21 protein-coding genes are annotated in these 23,057 nt (G+C 51.6%); 14 read left to right on the plus strand and 7 right to left on the minus strand.

The genetic code is table 11. From position 1 onward, the window contains the following. The first annotated feature begins 48 nt into the window (after positions 1-48). The 6 genes from KO116_RS07265 (at position 49) to KO116_RS07290 (ending at position 5,853) form a co-directional block, all read left to right on the plus strand. A complete protein-coding gene (locus tag KO116_RS07265; protein ID WP_035560142.1) occupies positions 49-852 on the plus strand; it encodes an endonuclease/exonuclease/phosphatase family protein in 804 nt (267 codons plus the stop codon). Continuing rightward, positions 843-2,048, plus strand: coding sequence for a cardiolipin synthase ClsB (gene clsB / locus KO116_RS07270; protein ID WP_144408566.1), 1,206 nt, complete (start codon positions 843-845; stop codon positions 2,046-2,048). The genes KO116_RS07265 and clsB overlap by 10 nt, the downstream gene beginning before the upstream one ends. Positions 2,049-2,053: 5 nt before the next feature. Then, positions 2,054-3,034: a lysylphosphatidylglycerol synthase domain-containing protein gene (locus KO116_RS07275; protein ID WP_045812091.1), complete on the plus strand. Its 981-nt coding sequence runs from the start codon at positions 2,054-2,056 to the stop codon at positions 3,032-3,034. A 168-nt stretch (positions 3,035-3,202) separates the two neighbouring features. Continuing rightward, on the plus strand, positions 3,203-3,934 hold the full coding sequence (gene nfsA / locus KO116_RS07280) for an oxygen-insensitive NADPH nitroreductase (RefSeq protein ID WP_035560145.1): 732 nt from the start codon (positions 3,203-3,205) through the stop codon (positions 3,932-3,934). A 142-nt stretch (positions 3,935-4,076) separates the two neighbouring features. Then, on the plus strand, positions 4,077-5,042 hold the full coding sequence (locus KO116_RS07285; protein ID WP_035560148.1) for a zinc-binding metallopeptidase family protein: 966 nt from the start codon (positions 4,077-4,079) through the stop codon (positions 5,040-5,042). Between the two features lie 151 nt (positions 5,043-5,193). Then, on the plus strand, positions 5,194-5,853 hold the full coding sequence (locus KO116_RS07290; protein WP_035560150.1) for a hypothetical protein: 660 nt from the start codon (positions 5,194-5,196) through the stop codon (positions 5,851-5,853). Between the two features lie 28 nt (positions 5,854-5,881). Here KO116_RS07290 and KO116_RS07295 read toward each other — a convergent pair whose 3' ends face one another. The 4 genes from KO116_RS07295 to KO116_RS07310 form a co-directional block, all read right to left on the minus strand. Beyond that, the gene (locus KO116_RS07295; protein ID WP_035560153.1) at positions 5,882-6,694 is read right to left on the minus strand and encodes a PEP-CTERM/exosortase system-associated acyltransferase; all 813 of its coding nucleotides are present in this window, start codon (positions 6,692-6,694) and stop codon (positions 5,882-5,884) included. Positions 6,695-6,740: 46 nt separating this feature from the next. After that, the gene (locus tag KO116_RS07300) at positions 6,741-9,587 is read right to left on the minus strand and encodes a bifunctional diguanylate cyclase/phosphodiesterase (protein WP_035560158.1); all 2,847 of its coding nucleotides are present in this window, start codon (positions 9,585-9,587) and stop codon (positions 6,741-6,743) included. A 33-nt stretch (positions 9,588-9,620) separates the two neighbouring features. Further along, a complete protein-coding gene (locus KO116_RS07305; protein WP_035560162.1) occupies positions 9,621-10,733 on the minus strand; it encodes a hypothetical protein in 1,113 nt (370 codons plus the stop codon). Between the two features lie 76 nt (positions 10,734-10,809). Beyond that, positions 10,810-11,283: a hypothetical protein gene (locus tag KO116_RS07310; protein ID WP_200897134.1), complete on the minus strand. Its 474-nt coding sequence runs from the start codon at positions 11,281-11,283 to the stop codon at positions 10,810-10,812. Positions 11,284-11,612: 329 nt separating this feature from the next. Between KO116_RS07310 and KO116_RS07320 the strand changes: the two genes are divergently transcribed. Both KO116_RS07320 and KO116_RS07325 read left to right on the plus strand, forming a co-directional pair. Then, a protein-coding gene (locus KO116_RS07320) for an IS3 family transposase (protein WP_144408567.1) occupies positions 11,613-12,700 on the plus strand; the annotation gives its coding sequence in 2 pieces (ribosomal slippage) (positions 11,613-11,868 and positions 11,868-12,700; 1,089 coding nt in all). A 211-nt stretch (positions 12,701-12,911) separates the two neighbouring features. Next, positions 12,912-13,820 (plus strand): dihydrodipicolinate synthase family protein, encoded by a 909-nt coding sequence (locus KO116_RS07325; RefSeq protein WP_035560171.1) that lies wholly within the window; start codon positions 12,912-12,914, stop codon positions 13,818-13,820. 58 nt (positions 13,821-13,878) lie between these two features. Here KO116_RS07325 and KO116_RS07330 read toward each other — a convergent pair whose 3' ends face one another. After that, a complete protein-coding gene (locus KO116_RS07330) occupies positions 13,879-14,811 on the minus strand; it encodes a glycerophosphodiester phosphodiesterase family protein (protein WP_035560173.1) in 933 nt (310 codons plus the stop codon). 270 nt (positions 14,812-15,081) lie between these two features. Here KO116_RS07330 and KO116_RS07335 point away from each other — a divergent pair, with 270 nt between their 5' ends. The 5 genes from KO116_RS07335 (at position 15,082) to KO116_RS07355 (ending at position 20,986) form a co-directional block, all read left to right on the plus strand. Then, a complete protein-coding gene (locus tag KO116_RS07335) occupies positions 15,082-15,771 on the plus strand; it encodes a VIT1/CCC1 transporter family protein (RefSeq protein WP_035560177.1) in 690 nt (229 codons plus the stop codon). A 702-nt stretch (positions 15,772-16,473) separates the two neighbouring features. Next, positions 16,474-17,088: a tyrosine-type recombinase/integrase gene (locus KO116_RS25715; RefSeq protein ID WP_235272520.1), complete on the plus strand. Its 615-nt coding sequence runs from the start codon at positions 16,474-16,476 to the stop codon at positions 17,086-17,088. Next, complete coding sequence (locus KO116_RS07345) at positions 17,081-18,697, plus strand: hypothetical protein (RefSeq protein WP_035560183.1); 1,617 nt, start codon at positions 17,081-17,083, stop codon at positions 18,695-18,697. The genes KO116_RS25715 and KO116_RS07345 overlap by 8 nt, the downstream gene beginning before the upstream one ends. Positions 18,698-18,783: 86 nt before the next feature. Next, on the plus strand, positions 18,784-20,550 hold the full coding sequence (locus tag KO116_RS07350) for a hypothetical protein (protein WP_235272521.1): 1,767 nt from the start codon (positions 18,784-18,786) through the stop codon (positions 20,548-20,550). Further along, positions 20,534-20,986, plus strand: a complete 453-nt coding sequence (locus KO116_RS07355; RefSeq protein WP_235272522.1) for a hypothetical protein — start codon at positions 20,534-20,536, stop codon at positions 20,984-20,986. The genes KO116_RS07350 and KO116_RS07355 overlap by 17 nt, the downstream gene beginning before the upstream one ends. A 44-nt stretch (positions 20,987-21,030) precedes the next feature. Here the strand turns inward: KO116_RS07355 and KO116_RS07360 are convergent, their stop codons facing one another. Together KO116_RS07360 and KO116_RS07365 are read right to left on the minus strand one after the other, a co-directional pair. Beyond that, positions 21,031-21,270 (minus strand): hypothetical protein, encoded by a 240-nt coding sequence (locus KO116_RS07360; protein ID WP_035560203.1) that lies wholly within the window; start codon positions 21,268-21,270, stop codon positions 21,031-21,033. Between the two features lie 485 nt (positions 21,271-21,755). Then, positions 21,756-22,843 (minus strand): IS3 family transposase gene (locus KO116_RS07365; protein ID WP_144408568.1). Its coding sequence is split into 2 segments (ribosomal slippage): positions 21,756-22,588 and positions 22,588-22,843, totalling 1,089 coding nucleotides; the frame shifts between segments, so codons are not numbered across the junction. Here KO116_RS07365 and KO116_RS24540 point away from each other — a divergent pair. Then, positions 22,842-23,054: a helix-turn-helix domain-containing protein gene (locus KO116_RS24540; RefSeq protein ID WP_082072560.1), complete on the plus strand. Its 213-nt coding sequence runs from the start codon at positions 22,842-22,844 to the stop codon at positions 23,052-23,054. The two genes, KO116_RS07365 and KO116_RS24540, sit on opposite strands and share 2 nt — an antisense overlap. Positions 23,055-23,057 lie beyond the last annotated feature (3 nt).

Here is a 23,057-nt window from a genome sequence, read left to right on the forward strand (position 1 = left end):
GATGGTTTGCCAAGTGGGCCATGTCATGGAGCGGAAAGGGAGTATTAGGTGAGTGCCAAGGAACAGTCTGCAGCTAAGGAGTCTGCAACAAAACAGTCACGCCTTATTACGCCTGTCTCGTCGTTACAGGTCATGACGCTCAATGTGCACAAGGGATTCAATGTATTTAATCGACGTCATATCCTGCCGGAACTACGTGAGGCGGTAACGACCCTATCCGCAGACTTGGTCTTTCTCCAGGAGGTGATAGGTGAGCACCGAAAACATGCAGTTCGCTTTCATGACTGGCCCAGCGTGCCCCAGTACGAATACCTCGCTGACACGTTATGGCCAGACTTTGCCTATGGTCGTAACGCTGTTTACCCAAATGGCGATCATGGCAACGCGCTGTTATCCCACTACCCGATACTGCAGTACGACAATAAGGATGTCTCCATTCAGGACACCGAAAAACGTGGCCTGCTGCATTGCCAATTGGATGTGCCTGGCCACAGTGGAGTACATGCCGTTTGCGTTCATCTCGGGCTACGGCAAGGGCATCGCTTAGCGCAAATGAAGCTACTGTGTGAACTGCTCGACACCCTACCAAATGACGAGCCGGTTATTGTGGCAGGAGACTTCAATGACTGGCGGCGTCAGGCAGACCATGTGCTGGCGGAATGTGGGCTGTTTGAAGCATTCGTGCACCATTATGGTCACCCAGCGAAGTCGTTTCCGGCGCGCTGGCCGCTGCTGCGTCTTGATCGTATCTATGTGCGTAACGTTTCAGTGCGTAACCCCCGCGCATTGTCTCGAAAGCCCTGGACTCACCTGTCGGATCATGTCCCCCTCATTGCCGAGATATGCTTGTGAATTTCCAATGGACGGAAAGTAACGAAGCCGAATTACTAATCAATGGAAGTCAGTATTTTAATAGCGTATTTGACTGCATTCGTTCGGCTCGCGAAGAAGTGTTGATTGAAACCTTCATCATTTTCAACGATGAAGTGGGGCGGGAGCTAAAGGAGGCCCTACTCGACGCTGCCGCTAGGCAAGTACGTATAGACGTCACGGTAGACGGCTATGGGACGGCGGATCTGGACAACGAGTATATAACAGAGCTGACAGACGCTGGTATTCACCTGCATGTTTATGACCCCAAACCGCGCTTGTTCGGTATGCGTACTAACCTGTTTCGCCGTCTTCACCGTAAGATCGTCGTGGTGGATGGCGATGTGGCTTTTATCGGCGGTATCAACTTCGGCGCCGATCACCTGCCCGATAAATATGCCATGGGCAAGCAAGATTATGGCTTGCGAGTAAGGGGCCCGATTGTAAAGGACATTCGTGATGCTGCTGGAGCGCTTCTGGTAGAGCATCAGGCGGTACAGGAACTACCGCAGATCCGGGCGTTGCCTCCCCCCACTGGCAGCGCCGCTATAAGGCTGGCTATTCGTGATAACAGCCTTCATCGTAATGATATCGAAGAGCATTATCTCCAAGCATTTCGTTCGGCGCAGTCACATCTAGTCATTGCCAATGCCTATTTCTTTCCCAGTTATCGTCTCTTTCATGAATTGCGAAACGCAGCGCGACGGGGCGTTAACGTCACGCTGATTTTGCAGGGCCGCCCTGATATGCCCTGGGCTAGAATGTTCTCCAGCTCGCTTTACAGCTATATGTTGCAGCAGGGCATTAGCATTTTTGAGTATACCGAGCATCCTTTACATGGAAAGATCGCGATCGTTGATCATGAATGGTCAACGGTGGGATCAAGCAATCTTGATCCACTCAGCCTGTCACTGAACCTGGAAGCCAATCTATTCGTTCGCGACGTTGGGCTCAACCAACAGATCCATCAACACCTATCTGAGCTTATCGAGAGCAGTTGTAAGAGGATAACAACCGAAGCCGCGGAAAAAGGTCGTTGGTGGCGGGCGCCGCTTATGTTCGCGAGTTTTCATTTCCTGCGTCATTTCCCTAGGCGAATGGGCTGGTTACCCGCTCATGTGGCTCGAATGGAAACGTTGGCGCCGAGGTCGCGGAAGCACAAGCGTGCACAGGAGTGAGCCGGATGCAGTCAAACAGCAAAAAAGCGAGCGCTAAACTGCGCAGTGCCTGGGGTCGTTGGCTGAAGCACGGCGTCACTTTGCTGCTCTTTATGGTGGTCGCGATCTTGTTATTTTCACTGGTCCAGAATATGGACTGGCAGGCCGTTATCGAAACGCTGCGCGGCTATAGTCCCGCCCTGGTCATGATGGGGCTTGGCATTACTGCCGCAAGCTTTGCCGTCTTCAGCAGTTACGATCTGCTGGGCAAGTTTTATACCGGCCATGAGCTGCCTATCAAGCAGGTGCTGCCGTTAGCCTTCGTATGCTACGCCTTTAACCTCAATCTGGGCGCCTGGGTTGGCGGCATTGCCTTGCGCTATCGACTATACACAAAGTTTGGCCTTAAAGTGGCGACCGTGACGCGTGTGCTGAGTGTGAGCTTAACCACCAATTGGCTGGGCTATATGCTACTTGCCGGGACGCTATTTACGCTTAGGCTGATTGAGTTGCCTGAGCACTGGCAAGTTGGCACGCTAGGGTTGCAGGTTATTGGGGCGGGGTTATTGCTTGTTTGCCTTTTCTATCTGTCAGCGTGTTGTTATTCACGGCGACGCACCTGGCAATGGCGGGGTCATGAAATCGTTCTCCCTTCGCTACGACTAGCTCTGCTTCAGATGTTGCTGGGCGCGATTAATTGGTCCTTGATGGCCGCGCTTGTCTACCTACTGCTACCCCAGGGCGTTTTCTATCCTACTATCCTCGGGATTCTTCTTGTCAGCAGTATTGCGGGTGTGGTGACTCATATTCCCGCAGGCCTGGGTGTGCTTGAAGCTGTGTTCATCGCTTTGTTGCAACATCAAGTGGCTAAGAGCGAGATTCTCGCTGCTTTGATCGGTTATCGCGCCCTCTATTTTTTGTTTCCTCTGGCGCTGGCGTGCATGGTGTACCTACTGCTGGAGCGCTGGAGCAAGAAACAACAAAGAGAATCAGAGTCACGGCACTAAAAAGAGGGCATTTAAAAGGTAGCTATGCTATAGCCACCAGCAGAAGAGCGATTGGCATTCGATGCTGGCAGAAACTGGTGAGGTTTCGGCATAGCCGATAGGATAAGAGGGTTATGCTAGGTAGTTCTAGCGCTACTAGTGACAGTCAATATGCCAAGACGAGGTACCATGAACGACGTTATTGAGTTGCTTAAATCCCACCGTTCGATCCGTAAATTCAGCGACCGCCAGATCCCACGGGAGTTGCTAATTGAGCTTATCCAGGCCGGACAGGGCGCTGCTACGTCCAGCCATGTCCAGGCGTATACCGTTATCCATGTTAAAAATCAGGCTAATCGCGAACAGATTGCAGAACTGGCGGGTGGGCAAGGATACATTGCTACCTGTGCCGACTTTTTAGTGTTTTGCGCCGATATGAAACGCCCTACTGAGGCATCTGAGCAGACTGGTGCGAACGTAGTGCGCGGCATGACTGAACAACTGTTAGTGGCGACGGTAGATACGGCGCTGATGGCGCAAAACGTTGCAGTGGCGGCTGAATCTGAAGGGCTGGGTATCTGCTATATCGGCGGCATACGTAATAATCCCCAAGCAATTAGTGATCTATTACGCCTACCTGAGCATGTTTACCCCGTGTTTGGTATGTGTCTTGGCTACCCAGAGCATGATCCTGAAGTGAAACCGCGCCTACCAGTGGAAGCGATTCTTAAAGAAGACTACTACACTGAAGACGGTGAGCAGGTGAAACGTTTTGATGCCACCATGCAGGCTTACTACCAAGCCCGTAGCAGCAGTAATAAAGATACCGATTGGTCACATAATCTTATGCCACTTTTCGATACCAAGCTGCGCCCACATATGCGTGATTTCTTGATCAAGCGTGGTTTTGAAATGAAGTAGCATTGAAATGAAATGGCTTTGAAATGAACAGTATTGCAACGAAGAAATAAGCGCAGCACACTTTTTATTAGGATTTTGGAGAAGAGAAAGCTCAACGGTTTATTTGATGATCTCTTTTCCTCGTTTTCAGGAGCTCCACCGCATGCGCGTATTTGCTAACCCCGTCGGCTCCGGCTCTCTTTGGTTCGACAATCTTACGACGGCTGACGGTGTCCCCGTCGCCTATGATCCCCAGGCCCGGGCTTTTGTGCCTATGCCGCCGTTCTGTATTAATCGAGACATCATCGGCTGTAATTGGATAGCCCCCGAACAGGGCGCTTTTTGCCGCTCTTGTGCGATGACTGCGCTGGCGCCCGACCCCAGTCTTCCTAACGCGATTCCGAACTGGGCCCAAACTGAAGCGGCGAAGCGCTGGGTGCTGGATAACCTGGGCCGCTGGCACTGGTTCCGTCCCGAAGACCCAGGCGCGCCGCCGGTTTTTCATCTTCTAGCGGAAGGCAAAAAGCCCGTGCCCATGGGGCACATTGAAGGTGTCGTCACCATCAGCGTGGCCGAGGTAGATCCTGTTCTGGTGACAACGCGGCGTGAGGCGTTAGAAGAGCCTTATCGCACCATGATTGGCCACATGCGCCATGAAATATCGCATATGCTTTGGTGGCGGCTTAGCTTGCGTGAAGATTTTCTTGCCGCTTTCCGGGAAATGTTTGGTGACGAGCGCCAGGATTACACCGCCGCGCTCCAGCACCACTATCAAAACGGACCGCCCCCCGATTGGAAAGAGCGTTATTTAACCACTTACGCATCTGCACACCCCCATGAGGATTGGGCCGAGACGGCTGCTCACTTGCTGCATTTAACCGATATTGCCGATAGCTTTGCAGCATCCGATCTCTCTTCACCAGAGCTGCCCAGTCATCAGTGGGAGCCTTATGCGGAGCCAGATGCTGATCGCTTGATTTACGTGGCAGCGGCGCTCACCGTGGGCGTTAATCATGTTAACCGCTCTATGGGCTTGCCGGACCTCTATCCCTTTGTGCTTTCTGAAAACGCTCGTCGCAAGCTGGCATTTGTGCATGATTGGCTGCGTCGGGGCGCCCAGGGGCTTTAATGCAAATTTAAATTAAATCATTGGCGCGGCGTGGCGTGTAGAAGTCACAACATTGCCTATACTGCATAAAGTATGACGAGAACCATAGCCGATAAAAACAAAGGCCGGTACACCACTCATGACACCGGCCATTGAGCATGGAGATTGACTGATGAATCTAGACCGCGCTTACCGCCTATTAGCAGCTTTCTACACAGTGATGCTTATCATCGGTGTCATCGCCTTATTAGCAGGTGGCGGGACACTGCTCTCTCCCGTGTATTTGCTGGTGGGCGCATTAGCTGTGATTGGGCTGTGGGGGTATACCCTGAAGCGGCGGTTTATGAACCCGCGTATGTGGAGGCCGTTGGCGGGCATACTAGCGGTGGGTATCGTGCTTCAGTTAGTTGTAATGCTCACCACACCGCTATCGAGCGTTTTATTAACCTGGATGCTTACCAGCAGTATTTTTTCCGTCATGTTGGTAATTATGCTTTACCACTACGGGGATCGCGATCAACCTCTATGGGCGACTGAAGAAGAACACACGGCTGCCCAGCAGCTTGATGCCTTACTAACGAGTAATTCTTCCCTAACCGCTGTTACCAGTGATGGTGCTCGAGAAAATAGCGTTAAAGTGACAAAATCTAACAGCGGCTATCAAGCAAGCGTGACGCGGCGTTCGCAAGAAGGTCAAGAGCGCTTTGTAGAGCGCTTTCGATATCCTGAAACGCTAGTATTTTTCTTGGAGAAATTTACCAGCGTTACGGTTAATGATTTTAAGCGTTCGAACGCTTTGGATGATCGTGGGAGCTCAACCGCCGAAGCCTAGGCTCTATGTTTATAATAGGCATTTTTATTTACATGGTAAGAGAAATGCTGGTTTCTTGGGCCAGCAATTCTTCTAACTGAGGGGCGAGAGTTTGTTGAATGTGCAAATATAAGGGTAGCAACGTTTTCTTTAAACCACTTTCTGCTTTTTGCTTATCTATATAGTAGGCGCTTCTTCTACCATGAAAGTTAATAGTTTCTCCTACTTTGGTGAAGTGAAACCCTGTTAGCGCGAGAAGCCGAGGCAGGCTAGGTTCCATCATGGCAAAAACCTGTATTTTACCTAGCTGCTTTCCTAACGAATAACCTGTAATGAATAGCCCGCTTGCCAGTAATGGAAATAGCTGCCTTTCCTCTACGGAAAAACAGGTAATAGCGCTTGTGTTTGCTAAAATGTCTTTTTCTTTTGCTTTTGCTCTGAATAGAGGATTAACGGCAAGGCGAGAAATCTCATAGTAACTATTTATAGCCAGCTTTTCGGGATGGAATTCCGGATGAGTTAGGCTTTGGCTGCCATACGTCTGTAAAGGAAGCTGGTTTAGCGGCTGAGGGCTAGAAGGCTTTGGAATGACGACTCGCACACATCCGGCCACTAGGCCGGTTCTGCGATGTTCAATCAAGCAATGAATAGAGTTTTGATCATGGATATCATATTCGAGCTTGTTGTAAGGGTCGGTCGGTTCTTCATATTGCAGCTCTTCGCAGTAAACGTCATGCCTTAAACGGTAAACTTTATGCTTTTCCTGCTCAGTGATACACAGTTTAAATTTAAAATCTTGAATAAACCTTTCCAGTAATACTGAAGGTGCTTCCCTGTTTTTTGCTATACGAGGTGATGACATCACGCGCTATCCTTTTAGTCAAAGAGTGACATTTAAACTGCTTCTATTATAAGTAATTTATTCCAAAAAAATCTTCGGTAAGCTTGGTAGGCTTACCTAAATGGTACCCCTGCCCATACGTTATTCCGTAGCCCTTTAATATAGGCAGCAATGCTTCTTGGTCAACGAACTCGGCAATAGTTTGCTTACCAAATCCTTTGGCTATATCCGCTATTGCGCGAACGATAACGCGACTGTCAGGGCTAATTAACAAACTGCGAATAAAAGAGCCGTCTATCTTAATGTAATCAACGGGTAACTGCCCAAGGTAGTGAAAGCTACTAAAACCAACACCAAAGTCATCCAGAGCGGTACGACACCCTAGGCTGCGTACGGCTTGTAATACACCGCGTGCAGCAGAGAAATCGGTAACCGCTGCGGTCTCTGTCACTTCCAGTATTAAATGGTGGGGGTCAGCGCCGCTGGTGGTTATTTCCTCGGCTAGATATTGCTTTAGCCCCTCATCATGCAAGGACTGGCCGGAAAGGTTAACTGCAAACGTAATGCCTCGATCCTGCAGTTGGCTGAGGGCTTTTAAGCTGTGCCGCACTACCCAACGATCAATCAACACGATTTGACCGCTCTGTTCGGCGATAGGAATAAAGTGTGCGGGAGAAACCAGGCTGCCATCTGCGTTGCGCATTCGCAGCAGTACTTCGTAATGTTTTATGTCTTGGTCTTCTAGCCTAATGATAGGTTGAACCATTAGCTCAAAACTGTCTTCTTCAAGCGCACTGCGTATCCGCTCAACCCAGTAGACGCGATCCTGCAGCTCATCTTTGGCATTTTCAGCTTTAGAAAGAAGGTGCCAGTGCTGAAGACCACTCTCTTTCGCTTTGTACATAGCCACATCAGCGCTCGCCATCAGATCGGCAGGTGTATTGCCATGGGTGGGGAACAGCGCAATACCAATACTTGCCGTCACGCGATGCCGCCGCTCTCCGACCACAAAGCCGATATCGTCTAGCAGCTGAACGATATATTGCGCGACTGTTACTGCTTGGTCGGCATTGGTATCTTCGAGTAGCAGCGAAAATTCGTCACCCCCTAAGCGGGCGATGACGCCACGGCGGCCTAGCTTATGGAAAAGTGTATCGGCCACTTCACGCAACAGTTTGTCGCCCACATGGTGGCCGCTCAGCTCGTTAACCTCTTTAAACTGATCTAAGTCCAGCAGCAGTACCGCCCCTTTTGCAGTGGCAGAGCGTTCAATGGCGATTTGCAGTGCATGTTGGAAGTAGCGCCGGTTGTATAGCTCGGTCAGCGGGTCTCGCTCGGCAAGCCAAGTTAGCCGCGCTTCGGCGGCCTTGCGTTCGGTGATATCGAGGCCAACGGAAATGCGCGATACCGGTTCCTCGTTACCTGTATGCAAAGGCGCATGATACCAAGCGATAGTGTGCAGATGATGATCAGGGGTGCGCAGCGTTTTCTCTTCTTGTTGAGGAAGATCAACAGTATTCGCTGTAAAGACACCAGCCTCGAAGACATCTGCAAAATTGCGCCCAAGCAGGGAAGCCTCCTTTATTCCTAACATCAATTGGGTGTACTCATTGACGAGGCTGATGCGTCCTGCGCTGTCTTGGGCAACGATAAATACCTGGGCGGTATCCAGTAAGCTATTGACGAAATCACGCTCATTGGCCAGCTCATCAATACGCTCAGCTAACTGTTTGCCGCGCTCTTGTACTTCGCTTTCCAACCTTTCAAGTTGATGAGAAAGCTCAAGCGTGGTGACTTCGAGTATATCTATCTCGTCTGCAATGCGATGGCGGTGATTGGGAAGGGCGGAGCGTATATCGCTAAATTGCCCACTCGCCAGTATGGGTAGCAAGCCTGCGACTCTTCGCAGCCGTGCCATGGGGCCAAGCAGTATGACGAGCAGTAGTAATTCAGCGGCAATCCAGCCAAGCACACCAACGAACAATAGGGTGCGTGTATCGTTATGGATGGCATTAATTTGGCTGGTAATATCCGATATCAGCAGGAAGTAACCATTATCGTTGCGCTCGCTGCTCTCCACCATGCGTGCGGCGCTAAGCTCCACATGCCGGCCAGTATGCTCAAAGCGTATCGGTGCTTCTATCAGGCGGTCCACTGGCGCGGCTTCTGCTGCTCGCTGTAACGGTGCCAGGCTTTGTTCTTCATTGGTAAGTGCGAGCAGATGCCCATTCCATGCCTTCAGTTGTCGTTGAGCCGTTACATTACGGCCTTCACTGTCTTCAACAGCGCCTGTGACCAGTAACGCGACTTCGCTGCCAGAGACTTCTTTCGCCTGCCGAGTGACATCCGCTAATGAGCGGGATAGCAAGACCATGCCAACACTTTCCCCCTCTACCAGTACCGGCACTGCAGCAAATTGTTGGCAGCTAACGGCACAGCGGAGCGTGGTTAGTGGCCGTTCGGTATTCATGACTCGTTGCACCCAACTGAGTATAGGTAGCTGTGCTTCTGCATCTCCGGAGCCCCATTTGCCCAAGACTTGACCACGAGAATTAACGATTAGAATCTCATCGATTCCCGCCTCAAGCTGGAGTGCAGGCCACTGTGAATCCAGCGCTTGCTCCACATCAATGGTATTTCCTGCTTGTAAAGGTGAGCCTAAACTTGCTGAAGCAGCGGTCAATCCGGCTAATTGACGTAAATTCTCGGAGGAACGCGTTAACGCTAAATGAATTTCACGCTGTTGACGTTCATGATGCTGGCTTCGGCTTTCCTGAAACTGGCGGGTGAGTTTCTCGTGGCCCAGCCAAGTAAATAGGCTAACTAATGCTAAAAGCAGTAGGCTACTCAATGCGATAACACGCCAGGTCAGACTAAGGCGCTGTGGGGTTTGAAAAAGGGCGGGTATCTTCATCGCAGTAGTATCCTAGCCAGGATCAGTAATAGATCAGAAACGCAGCGATAACTGGAACAACCACATGTTCCAGCGTCGGCTGGTCGCTGATGGATCCGGGTTGTCCTGAGCAGGCAGCCAACCAGTACCATCCACATGATGGTATTCGCCTGCCAGCATTACCTGAGGATGCGGCGTCCACTGCAAGCCAAAGGTTAAATCATCTGCAAACTGAGAGTGAGCAGGTCCCAGACCACTAGCTTCAAAGGCTTTACCAGAAGCATCATCACGGTTACTGACTAAGCTGTCATAACGGATTAGCCACTGCCAATCGTTATAAAAGCGCCGCGTATACTGCACATACCAACTTTCACCGGTCGTATCGAAATTTAAAGCCGGTTGATTGAAATTTTTTAACCCTGAGTGGCGCAGTGCATACTCGGCCGTTACACTCCAGAGTTCTTGATTGTACTGCAACGAAAAAACCCAGGGCCTGAAATAAAAATCTCCATCACTCACGTTGGGGGAATAGGTATCTATTTGGGATCTGACATTGGCATGGCTGAGAGCCGCAACGATACGTCCTGCATCATGCTCATAGCGTACTTGTGCAATAGCAGATTGCTGCGGATCGAAAGAGCCCCGTATACGATGCAACCGAAGCGTCTGATTTAGGTCTTTATCTGCCTGGGGTTTTCCTAAACCAAGCTGACCTCTTATAACGCCGTTATCCAATCGCTCTTCCAGATATAACGTTACTCCATCTCCTGTTAGAGCCAATGAACGAGTCCGGTCAAAATAAAGTGATTGAGGTAACAGTATGCTAGGGCGTGTAAACGCCACATCGCGTGTTTGATTATAGAACCCAAACGGATTTTTAATCCTGCCTAGCTGAATACCAAAAGTGCGCTGCTGATCGGAAACCATTTGGTAATCAATAAGGCCATAGTCGAGCTCTGGATAAGCGTCGCTGCTATCGCCACCTGCACGTCGGCTTAGCATTTGTGCGGCCAGTAACACATCCTGATGAGGGCGTAATGAGACGTTGAGACCGATTTCGGTGAACTCGGAACTACCTTCATCTTGGCTGCTGGGACCAAAAAAATTGTTATCATCAGTAACGACTAATGCCTGACTAAGAAAGCCATGCATCTGCAGGGTATCCATAACGTTTTCATTACTATGGGCGTGGGTAGGCACCCCTAATATGGCAATGCCTAACAGAGCGGTAACAGTACGATGCTCATTCCATTGAGATAACTTGGATACTATCATCCAGATACTCCCTTTCAAGGTAACCTATGGCGCCGGGTGTCGTGGCAACGCGCTCGCGCATCTCTGCTTGGTCAGCGACGCGGTCTGGGGCTTGGCCGGTCCCCGAGAAGACCATGCGATCCCAGGCTAGCTGAAGCTGGTGCGGATATACCGCTAACTGCTCTTTGGTGAAGCGAGCATGCACGGAATCACTGTTATTTAAAACGTAAACCCTGACAGCTTGACCATCCGGCCATGTGCGTTGACGCATCGCAAAAATCGCGCGGGTAGTATCGCGATTCAACCAGCGGGTGGCGACGTCAGGATGGGCGACTAAAAAAAGAGGGGCTTCTCGAGCGATGGCATTTGTGCATGTGAAAATGAGCATCACCAGCAACATGAGGGTGACCATTGCCAGTAACGCCAATCGCATGAGAGAACCGCTCAAGACAGGTGAAGGCATGGGCGGTATCTTACTGGTTGATTGATGAACGCCAGGTTCATGCACGATGCAGTTCTATCTTGTACTTTATCGGTGTATGAGTTAATGACGTGTTCTCCCTCGCGGTCTATCGGCGTTGTTTTTTATATTCAGTGCCCTTTGTTTAACTAAGGGATAGGCACCAAAAAACTGTGTCGTAGCGATACGGCACGGACACAAACACTACATCAATTCAAAAAAAATAACAGGTAGCTATGTTAAAGAAGAGCGAAGGTTCTTGGGTAATCCTCCCGAAAAATAATCGCGTTGATAAGTGGAATTTTGTAACCTGAAAAAACAGGAGATTTCACATGCGCAAATCACGTTTTACTGACAGCCAGATCATGGCGATTTTGAAGCAGGCTGAGTCTGGCGTGCCTGTCCCTGAACTGTGTCGCGAGCATGGTATGAGCAGTGCCTCATTTTATAAATGGCGTTCCAAGTACGGTGGTATGGACACCTCCATGATGAAGCGCCTCAAAGAGTTGGAAGACGAGAACCAGCGCCTCAAGAAGATGTATGCCGAAGAGCGGTTGAAGGCAGACTTGCGCCAGGAAGCCCTTGAGGGAAAGTGGTAAAGCCATCTCAACGCCGCGAGATGGCAAAGAATGTCGTTGAGGCCGGTTGCTGCAGTATTCGGCTGGCTTGTCAGGTTTTCGGGATCAGTGAAACCTGTTACCGCTATCAGGCGAAGCTTAGCCATGAGAACGCCGTTATCGCTGACTGGCTGGTGCGCCTGACCCACAATCAGCGTAACTGGGGCTTTGGACTGTGTTACTTGTATTTGCGCAACGTGAAGGGCTTTCGCTGGAACCATAAGCGCATCTACCGAATTTACCGGGCATTGGAGCTGAACTTACGCATCAAGCCGAAAAAGCGATTGGTGCGTGAAAAGCCTGCGCCGTTGGTTGTGCCCACTGCTCTGAACGACTGCTGGTCGATGGACTTCATGCATGATCAGTTGGCCGATGGCCGAACGTACCGGTTGTTTAACGTGATCGATGATTACAACCGTGAAGGCCTGATCATCGATGCAGACTTCTCACTGCCAGCAGAGCGCGTGATACGCTCCTTAAACCAGTTGATCGAATGGCGTGGCCGACCCAAGGCCATTCGATGCGACAACGGCCCGGAATACATCAGTGGCAAACTAACCCGTTGGGCGAAGCAGAACGGCATTGAGCTGATGCACATTCAACCTGGCAAGCCGCAGCAGAATGCCTACATTGAACGCTACAACCGAACAGTCCGTTATGATTGGCTGAGCCATTATCTTTTCGACTCGATCGCTGAAGTACAGGATTTTGCCACACACTGGCTCTGGACGTACAACCACGAGCGACCGAACATGGCATTGGGTGGGATAACACCGAAACAGAAGGTGGCCATGGCGGCCTAACCAACTCTACTTATCGCTCCGGTTATAAATGGGGGGATTACCCTTGGTGGCGGTTGTTTTTTATTTTTTCATTAACTTTGTCCATTTTGATTGGCTTATACTTTCCGGCGCTGATGAGAGCTTGTACTTAATGGCTAAGCGTCTGTGCGATACTCATTTCATTAAGTTCGTTTGAAAATCTTCCTCTGCCATTCTAAAAGGATCATCCGCCATGTTCACCGGCTTGAGTGCATTCCCGCTAACTCCCATGAACGAACACGGCATTCAAGAGCGTGAGTTTATTCACTTAGTGGAGCACTTGGCCGCAGCTGGTGTGGACTCCATTGGCGTGCTGGGATCGACCGGCAACTACCCCTATTTAAGCGTTGCAGAGCGCGCCTGTGTGGCCAGTCTCAGTGTCGCAAACGCCGGGACTGTGCCTGTAGTCGTAGGCATAGGTGCATTACGTACCCGCGATGTGCTGGCTAATGCGGAACGTGCCCAGCAAGCCGGTGCCAGTGGGCTATTATTGGCACCGGTGTCCTATCAAAAGCTGACCGACGATGAAGTGTACGATCTCTATGCCACCGTCAGCCGTTCATTGAGTGTTCCGCTATGCGTGTATGACAATCCCGGCACCACCCATTTTGATTTCAGCGATGAGCTGCACGGGCGTATTGCTCAATTGCCACAGGTGCGCTCTATCAAGATCCCGCCAGTAGTGAATGATAGCGAGAAAGCGCGCGAGCGTGTGGTGCGGCTGCGTGCGCTCATTCCTTCAGAGGTCACCATAGGCATCAGCGGCGACCCGGCCGCCGCTACAGGGCTAAACGCCGGCTGCGATGCGTGGTACTCCGTTATCGGCGGGCTCTATCCCCGCACAGCACTGGCACTGACTCGGGCTGCCCAAGCGGGAGATACCCAGCAGGCCAATGCGCTTTCCAGTGCGCTTGAGCCGTTATGGGCGCTTTATCGTGAATATGGTGGCAGCTTGCGGGTAGCCGCCACCATTGCAGAGTTAACCGGCAAGGTCAGCCAACCCTGCTTGCCTCAACCACTTAAAGCACTACAAGGGGACGACCGTAAACGAGTGGAGCAGGTAGTGGCGCAACTCGACCTGGCCGCTGACTTCAGAGCGTAAAGCGATTCACCAAAAACGCCCAGCCAAGGCTGGGCGTGCTGAGTGTTTATAGGCGGTCTTACTCTACGAGTTCGAGCAGACGATCAGAATAGTTGGTGAAAAGACCGTTGACGCCCATTTCCATCAAACGCTCCATTTCATCAGCTTCATTGATGGTGTAGACATGGACCGGCAGGCCGTTGTCGTTCGCCTGACGGATGAAGTCAGCGTCAATCACTTCCTCGCCTTCGTAAATGAAATTGGTGCCCAAACCGACCGCATAATCCGCCACTGCCTGGAAGTCTCCATCGGTGATCTCTTCTGGCCCCGGCGTCACGTCCGTCCACTCCACCAATCGCCCATTTTTTTCTTCGCTGGGGTAATACCAGACCAGTTGAATAAGCGGGATGTTCTCGTTTAATTCGTGCACTTTCAGCAAACTATCTTGCTCAAACGATTGCACCAGAACGCGACCACTCTCGATCAAATCGTGCTCTTCCAGCAGTGCTACCAATGCCTCTTCCAGGCCGGGATTCAACTGCGGCGACTTGGTTTCTATGTAGTAGCGTGCATCGTGCCCAAAGTGCTCCAATAACTCCTCAAGGGTAAGTATCTGCGCACCTTCAAAGGCCGTATCGGCACTGTCAGGGTTTTGCTCATTGAACCACGTGCCGGTATCTAGAGCCTTGAGTTCTTCCAGCGTGTAATCATTGATCTCGCCTTCGCCGTCACTGGTGCGGCCGATAGTGTCGTCATGAAACACCACCACCTCACCGTCCGAAGTGATTTGAGCGTCGAGTTCCAAGTAATCGACGCCCCACTCGTGGGCCAGTTCGTAGGCCGCCATCGTGCTTTCCGGCGCATGCCCGCTGGCGCCTCGATGAGCAATTACCTGAAATGACTCAAGCTCTTTGAGCTGCTCTTCCAGCGATGTGGACTCCGCCAGCGCAGTGGTGGCAGCACCACCGAAAAGGCCCAGGGTTATTGACGTAACCAGTAAACGGCGTTGCATGGGAATTCCTTTCGTTGAATGCCTGTTTAATAACCCTACACGGATTGCATAATGAAAGCCAAACAGGCATTCAACGTCGCCTAATCCAACCTAGATAGGCGCTTTACCAATGACTTTGCCTCTTTCCTGGAAGTCAGCCGGACAAACTTAAATTGCCGAGTGGCTAGACAACAAGTGCCCAACGCCCATGTCTAAGACCTGCTAGGCTCTAAAGGAGCTAAGCGCATTTAAACGTCAGCGATTAGGTATACTCAGGATGGTATTAATTCCATGATCCATACAGAGCATCATCGGTCTCACCGTTCAGGCTGGCTTCGTGCTGCAGTGCTAGGCGCCAACGACGGCATTGTGTCCACCAGTAGCCTCATCCTCGGCGTTGCAGCGGCAAGCACAGCGCAGAGCGATATCATGCTGGCAGGCGTTGCTGGCTTGGTGGCTGGCGCTATGTCGATGGCCGCTGGAGAGTATGTGTCGGTGAGCTCGCAAGCCGATACTGAGCACGCCGACCTTAGTATTGAACGCAAAGCATTGGCAGAGCATTACGAACTAGAGCAGGAAGAGCTCGCCGCTATTTATGAAACCCGTGGTTTGACGCCTGAATTGGCGCGGCAAGTTGCCGAACAGCTCATGAGCAACGATGCCTTAGGTGCCCATGCACGGGATGAGATTGGCATCACCGACACTGGTCAAGCGCGCCCGCTTCAAGCAGCCCTCTCATCAGCAGCGACCTTTACCACGGGAGCGTTATTGCCACTATTGATCGCCTGGTGGGCACCATCATCATTATTGACTCCTCTGGTAGCGCTGTTTTCATTGCTTTTTTTGGCTTTGTTGGGTGCCATCGCTGCTCGAGTAGGTGGCGCGCCGATGTTAAAAGCTGCCGCAAGAGTGATGTTTTGGGGCAGCCTTGCGATGGCGTTAACCTCCGCGATAGGGCGAGTGTTTGGGGTTGTCGCGTAAGGGGAACATCACCAAGTAGAGTTTGGTCTATTGGGAGAGCGGCCTGCTCATTGCCTTGAAATTCTACCTGGGTGCCTGCATCCACAGTAAATAGGTAATTCACAAGGAGTCGTTATGATTACCGCTTGCTAAAGTGATACATCTTGTTAAAGTCTCAAAATGAACCTCTTCTTTAGCACCAATAAGTTCAAACTAAACAGCGTAAGCTACACCGGCTTTCCAATCCTTATTTCCGGGGAGGGGAAGATTGTTGAGGAGGCGCTGGACTTTTGTATAACGCACCTAGTCAAGCGTGGCAGGGTTCAATCCAGGAAGTCGTGGATAACTTACGGGAAAGCGTTGTATCAGTTCTTTGGTTGGTGTGAGGTGAATTGCATTGACTGGCGTGATGTGGGCAATGATCGAGAAGCTACGATCCTGGCGGAGTACCGTGACTGGAATCTAAGTCCCGAGGGTGGAAGCCTTTCCGCAGCAACGGTAAATGCTCGGCTACGACTTCTCTGCGCATTCTATCGGTATGCTGCCAATTGTGGTTGGGTGACGACTGTTCCGTATGCGATGGAAACGGTGACAGTGAGGCAACCTAAAGGCTTTTTCGCTCACGTCGACGCGAGTGGAGGGAGGCGTACGACCGCAGACGTTATGCTGAAGACACCACGAACCGTAATTCGGGTGCTAAGCAAGCATCAATCGATTGATCTCATGAATGCCACCACCAACCCAACGCACAAGCTGATCATGCGGCTGGCACTCACGACAGGACTGCGCCGTGAGGAACTGGCTACGTTTCCGCTCAAATACGTGATCAACCCAGTTACTTACACCAAGCACCGATCATTCATCCGGGTAAATCTTGATCCACGTGACATGACCATCAAGGGCAATCAGCCTAGAGGGATAGACATACCTCGCACTGTTATGGAAGCCCTATGGCAATACGTCCTGAACCGTCGCCATCAGCATGAGATCATTTCGGGACAGCGCCATTCCGCTTTGTTCCTGACGGAATCCGGCCAACCCTTCGCGAACGACGGGGCAGCTTTTTTGGGCATTGTAAAGAAGTCTGGGAAAGCTGCCGATATTCCTTACCTCAACGTCCATATCCTGCGCCACACCTACGCCACGCATACGCTGTACACGATGATGCAATCCAAGGCTCAGACCCATGCCTTGCTCTACGTGCGCGACCGACTCGGCCATGCCTCGGTCACTACCACCGAGAAATACCTGCACTGTATCTCAGAGCTTGAGGATGCGCTGATGAACGACTACCAAAGCGAAATCGATCTGATCAGCAGGGAGATTGGAGGTGCCTAGAAAAAAACTGCAATCTACAGCCTCCCGCCCTGGCAAAGCTGCCAATGACGAAACGCTGGATCTCACGAGCTTGCCTCCAACAAAGACGGTCGTATCCTTGCCCGAGAATGCGAGCACCAATCGTAAGCTGGATTTCACCAAGTACTATGGAAACGGCTGTGATGTCGTGGTCTATGCCGCTCAACAGGCAATAGATCGCTTGGCCAAGACCAGCGTCGAAAGTGGTGGGAAAACGCTCAGCGTGGTTACAATCGTCAGCTACTACAATGTCGGGCTAGCAGCCTTTCTGCCGTTCTGTGCCACGATGGCCTCCGCGCTGAGACGCGAACTGCGACTGGATGATATTGAACGGCAGTTTATCGACCACTTCATTGCTCATGTGCGTCAATCAGGTGGCAGCCTCGTGTCTCAGAAGGGCCGATACCAGAGCACCAAGTCGGTACTAGTTGCGATGGGACAATCAGGCTGGATTGCCAAAGACATTTTTCCGCGCAATCCCTTTCCGAATTCCAACCGATCAAAGAAGGGCCAGACCGCCCTGAGCGAGTCAGAACGTCGTAGCGTTCTGCGGGCGCTGAAAGCCGATATGCAGGCGATTATAAAGGGAAGTGGACCGCTAGCCTCGGAGGAGCTTGTCGTCTGTCTGCTGGCCATTGCTGCGCGAACGGGCATCAACCCGACCCCCATGCTAGAACTCCTGGCTGACTGCCTTCAGCCTCATCCCATCAAGGCTGACCGGTACGTGCTCGTCAGCTTCAAGCGTCGCGGCAACGCTACGCACATCCAGAGCCTACGCCGTGCCGCCGACGTTGAGTCGATGGTTTCAGCGCTGCCTGACGTGGCTCGCATCATTGATCTTGTGCGCGAGCGAAACGCCCCGCCACGTCAGGCGAGCAACTCCCCGGCTTTCCTGTTTGTCTTTGAGCACCGAAGCGGGCAAAACACCGGTGAAATGGTTCGTCTGACGCAAGGCACACTCACCTTCCGTATTAAGACATTTCTCGAGCGGCATCAGGTAACCGATGCTGACGGCAAACTTCTGAAGCTCAGCGTTATGCGCCTGCGTAAGACGTTTGAGAACCGACTGTTTACCCTGTCTGGTCAGGATCCATTTCTGACCGCAAGACTCGGCGGCCACACCATGAAGGTGTCCGACAATCACTATCTGGAAGCCCCTGAAAACGCCGAGAAAGACTGGCGGCTCATGGGCGAGGTCCGAAGCGAAGAACTCCTGAATCATGGCAAGGTCGCGGCCCTGCCGACGCAAAATACGCCGGTAGCACGTTGTCGGGATACCTTGAACGGTGGGTATGCGCCCAAGAATGGCGAGCACTGCCAGAAGTTTCTTGCTTGCTTTCGCTGCCGGTCCTTCGTTGTAACAGGTGATGATTTGCACCGATGTTTCAGCCTTTACTGGGCGCTTGTTCGGATGCGCCAGAAAATGGGTGCCAACGCATGGAAACGGGTTTATGGCCACATCATTCGGATCATCGACCAGGAGATCACACCGCAATTTGATGCCGAACTGGTGGTCATTCAAAGGCAGCGGGCAAAATTTGATCCTCACCCCTTCTGGCGTGATCTGGAGAGATTGGAGGACTTAGCATAAACGCAGCCGAATTTTGTGCAGAGCAATTCAAAGCACTCCATGCCCTCCACGCTGGAACGATCGACCCAAACGCCGTTGTCACCGGCATGCGTCTGGAAGACGGCTCGTACCACGTTCTGAGTCGCTTTGGAGATAATGTCTGGAGTCTGCCTGACAGCCTTTTCTCTGCGGGAATGGTCGATTCCCAGAAAAAGCTCAACTTCTCACGTGTTCCTCTGCCGTTTCGAGAAACGCTACGTGTCTGCACACTGTATTATATTTTGAGTGGCTCTGAAGGCGGCAGTCGGCCCAAGGGCAACACGATACGCAAGTTTTTCGTTAAGGCGGTATCTTTCCTGACTTGGCTTCAAAAACAGCACATAGACCGACTGAGCGATGTGACGCCGCTAATTTGTCAGCAATATGTGGAATTCAGCAAAGGGCTAAAGGGAGCTAAAGGAGAGACGTTTTCAGGGGCAGCTCTACGTAACCGTCTCCATGCTGTAGAAAAGCTCCATATCCTCAGTCAACAGTCCGATTACCCCATGCGGCACCCTTGGCCGGAATCATCATCTAGCCATCTGGCAGGGTTGACGGGGAAAGGCAATCCTCAAATTCAGGAGGCCAGGACCGAAATCATCCCAGATGACATCCTGGGGCCGCTGTTCCAGTCGGCGGTTGAATGGCTGGATCGGATCGATGAGCTCATCAGTCTCCGTGCTCGAGTTGAAAGTTGGAAGTCAGAGTATCGGAACCCGAGTTTCATCAAAACGAGCCTGAAAAAACTCGGCTGGACGTTCTACGGAATCCGTAAAGCAGAGCAACACCTTCAAGCGGCTTGCATGTGCATCACTTTGATCACCAGTGGTATCCGCGTATCCGAACTGTGCTCACTGGAAAATCAGTGTGCGTTCAAAACCCTGGATGAACAGGATGAGCCCTTCCACTGGATGCGCGGAACCTCGTACAAAACGGGCGCGGGAGCCTGTGAGTGGCTAGTGGCCGAGATTACTCACCGCGCCCTTGCTGTGGCTGAGCGCCTTGCGCGTCCGCTGCAAGCGCAGCTTGAGCAACGTATTATCGATCTTCGAACCGACAATCCGAAGGCCCCCGGCATTGCCTGGATGAAGGGACATGCTGAACGCCTGTTCCTGACGGTTTCACCTGGGCAGAACAACCGGATAGCAACACTTTCCCTAGGTACGGCGGTTGTCCGCCTCTATGCGTTTGCTGCCCAGTGCGGACTGGATTGGCGCTTTGCGCCTCATCAGTTTCGGCGCACCTTTGCGGTCTACGCGGCTCACAGCGCCTTTGGAGACCTCCGCTACCTGCGGGACCATTTCAAGCACTGGTCGCTAGACATGACAACGCTGTACGCCATGTCCCGGCAGCAAGATGCCGAACTATACGACAGTGTGGGTCTGGCCGCACTGAGCATCAAAACCGAACTTCTGGAGCATTGGCTGGAGCCTGATGCCATTTTGGTGGGAGGTGCCGCCGATCAAATCAGGGCGTTCCGCACAAATAACGAGGCTCTGACCACCAAGGAGGATCGCGCTGAGATGGCCAAAACGATCAGCCCCCTGGTTCATCTGCGGGCTACTGGAGTCGCGTGGTGTACAGCCGATACAGGAGGCTGCAATGGCGGTCAGGGCGTCGAGAAAACACGTTGTGCTCACTGTAGTAATGCGGTCATCGATGAATCACGCAAGTCTGTGTGGCAGGGTATTTATGCCCAGCAGCTGGAATTGCGAGACCTCACAGACATTGGACCTGGAGGAACCGAGCGGGTCGAACGTGATATTAAACGTTGCGAGATGGTCCTGAAGGATCTTGGAGCAACTGAAGAGGAGCTGGATGATGTTGAAACCTGAAGCCACATCACAAACCACTACGCGGGGCGAATTGACGGCAAAGGCCATACGCCAGGCCATTGTGCGAATAGAGAAAGGTCGCCCAAAGGTGGTCAAGCCGGGGCGCAAGCTCAGCATCCAGGCTGTGGCTGAGGAAGCCGGGGTCAGTAGAGCAACCATTCACAACAATCATCCTGGTCTTGCAGAGCGTATTCGGGAGGCTGGAAATAAGGCTGCCCGAGTACAAAGAGATGAGAAGAATACCGAGCTCAAAGAACTGAGAAGCAAGTACAGAGACCTAAGACAGGAGTATGTCCATGCCCGCCAGCTTAATCAGGACATAGCTTCTGAAATGGCCTCTCTAGCCGCGGAAAACCAGCGTCTAAGAGCCATCGTGGAGAACGAGAAAGTGGTAGGGTTCCCTTCGAAAAATGGTGACCGTAATAACGTTCTATAATGAAAGGTACAATTTTTGACCGACAAACCTTGCAGAAGCAGAGCCTATATAAGAGATAAAAGATGTTGGCGGTAGTGTTCAGAGAAGGTTAGCGTTAGCGATGGAGGCTCGATAGACAGCATCTCAGGCTCGTTAATGCTTTCTGCAGATAACGATTGGCGTTTGTTTGCTGCAGATTCACTCTCCCCGGTCTTGTTCTTTTGCTTGGAACGCGCGCGCTCTAAATGCAGGTTCAGCTTTTGTGTTTGAAGCATCGCCTGATCTTCGGGCAAATCTTTCAGCAATACGCTGTGTGTATTTCCTCAGTAGTGGCTCGGCGATCACATAGAGCCATGCTTTATCATCCGAATCGCTCATTTTGCGTAAAATGCGCCCTAAAACCTGCCGGTAATGTAGCTCTGTTCGAATCCTGCTCAGGTACGCACAAACGCATAACCGTTGGATATCAGTTCCTTCGGAAATCATGCTTACCGCGACAATCCAGCGCGTACTGTTTTATCGGTATTGGTCAATTAGCTGATGCGACTTCAGTGTTTGGCTGGTCACCACCACATAACTTTCACCCTTAATGAAGCAAAAGCTCAGCGATTTGATGCGCATGTTCAATATCAGTAGCAACGACTAGACCGACAGCATTAGGCGCGTTGTTCCGATCTGTGTTGATGAGGCGGGTATGAGTGAGTTAGCGACGACGCTGGGAATACTCACAAGACGCCTTTGCCTTAGGGTAATCCCCCCTTTTATAACCGGGGTGATAAGTAGAAGCTCTTCACACGGCCATGGCCACCTTCTGTTTCGGGGTTAGGCCGCCTAGTGCCATGTTCGGTCGTTCATGGTTGTAAGTCCAGAGCCAGCGTGTTGCGAAGTCCTGGACCTCGCGGATCGACTCGAACAGATAATGGCTTAGCCAGTCATAGCGTACCGTTCGGTTATAGCGTTCAACATAAGCATTCTGCTGCGGATTACCCGGCTGGATGTACTGCAGTTCAATGTTTTCCTGCTTTGCCCAACTGATCAGTTTGCCGCTAATGTATTCCGGCCCGTTGTCACATCGAATGGCTTTGGGCTTACCGCGCCATTCGATCAACTGGGTGAGAGACCGTATAACGCGCTCTGCCGGCAATGAGAAGTCCGCATCAATGACCAGGCCTTCCCGGTTGTAGTCGTCGATGACATTGAACAACCGGTACTTTCGACCATCAGCCAGCTGATCGTGCATGAAATCCATTGACCAGCAGTCATTCAACGCCACTGGTACCGTCAATGGCTCTGGTTTCTCACGCACCAGCCGCTTCTTTGGTTTGATCCGCAGATTTAGCTCTAGCTCTCGGTAAATCCGATATATGCGTTTATGGTTCCAGGCAAACCCCTTCACGTTGCGCAGGTACAGATAACATAAGCCAAAGCCCCAGTTGCGCTGGTTGTGCGTGAGCTGCACCAGCCAATCGGCAATGACCCTGTTTTCGTGGTTCAGCTTCGCCTGATAGCGATAACAGGTCTCGCTGATGCCAAATACCTCGCAGGCTAGCCGGATACTGCAGCACCCGGCCTTAACAGCACTCTTTGCCATCTCTCGGCGTTGAGATGGCTTTACCACTTTCCCTCAAGGGCTTCCTGGCGTAGATCCGATTTCAGACGCTCCTCGGCGTACATCTTTTTCAGTCGCCGATTTTCGTCTTCTAACTCCTTGAGGCGCTTCATCATGGAGGTGTCCATGCCGCCGTATTTGGAGCGCCACTTGTAGAACGTGGCACTGCTCATACCGTGTTCGCGACACAGCTCAGGAACGGGCATGCCAGACTCGGCTTGCTTCAGAATCGCCATGATCTGGCTGTCGGTAAAACGTGATTTGCGCATGTGGAATCTCCTGTCTGTTCAGGTTACAAAATTCCACTTATCATCGCGATTATTTTTCGGGGGGATTACCTTAGCTGCTGGCATTGACCGCAGCTATATAGGAAGAGTCGAACGAGGAGAAGTTAATATCACCGTGGAAAAGTTATATGAGATCGCTGCCGTGCTCCAATGCGAGCCAGCATCTCTTCTGCCTACTCAAACCACTCTGTGAAGG

Origin of the sequence: Halomonas sp. KO116 (assembly GCF_000734975.2) — a bacterium.
In the GTDB taxonomy this organism is placed as follows: Bacteria; Pseudomonadota; Gammaproteobacteria; order Pseudomonadales; family Halomonadaceae; genus Vreelandella; species Vreelandella glaciei.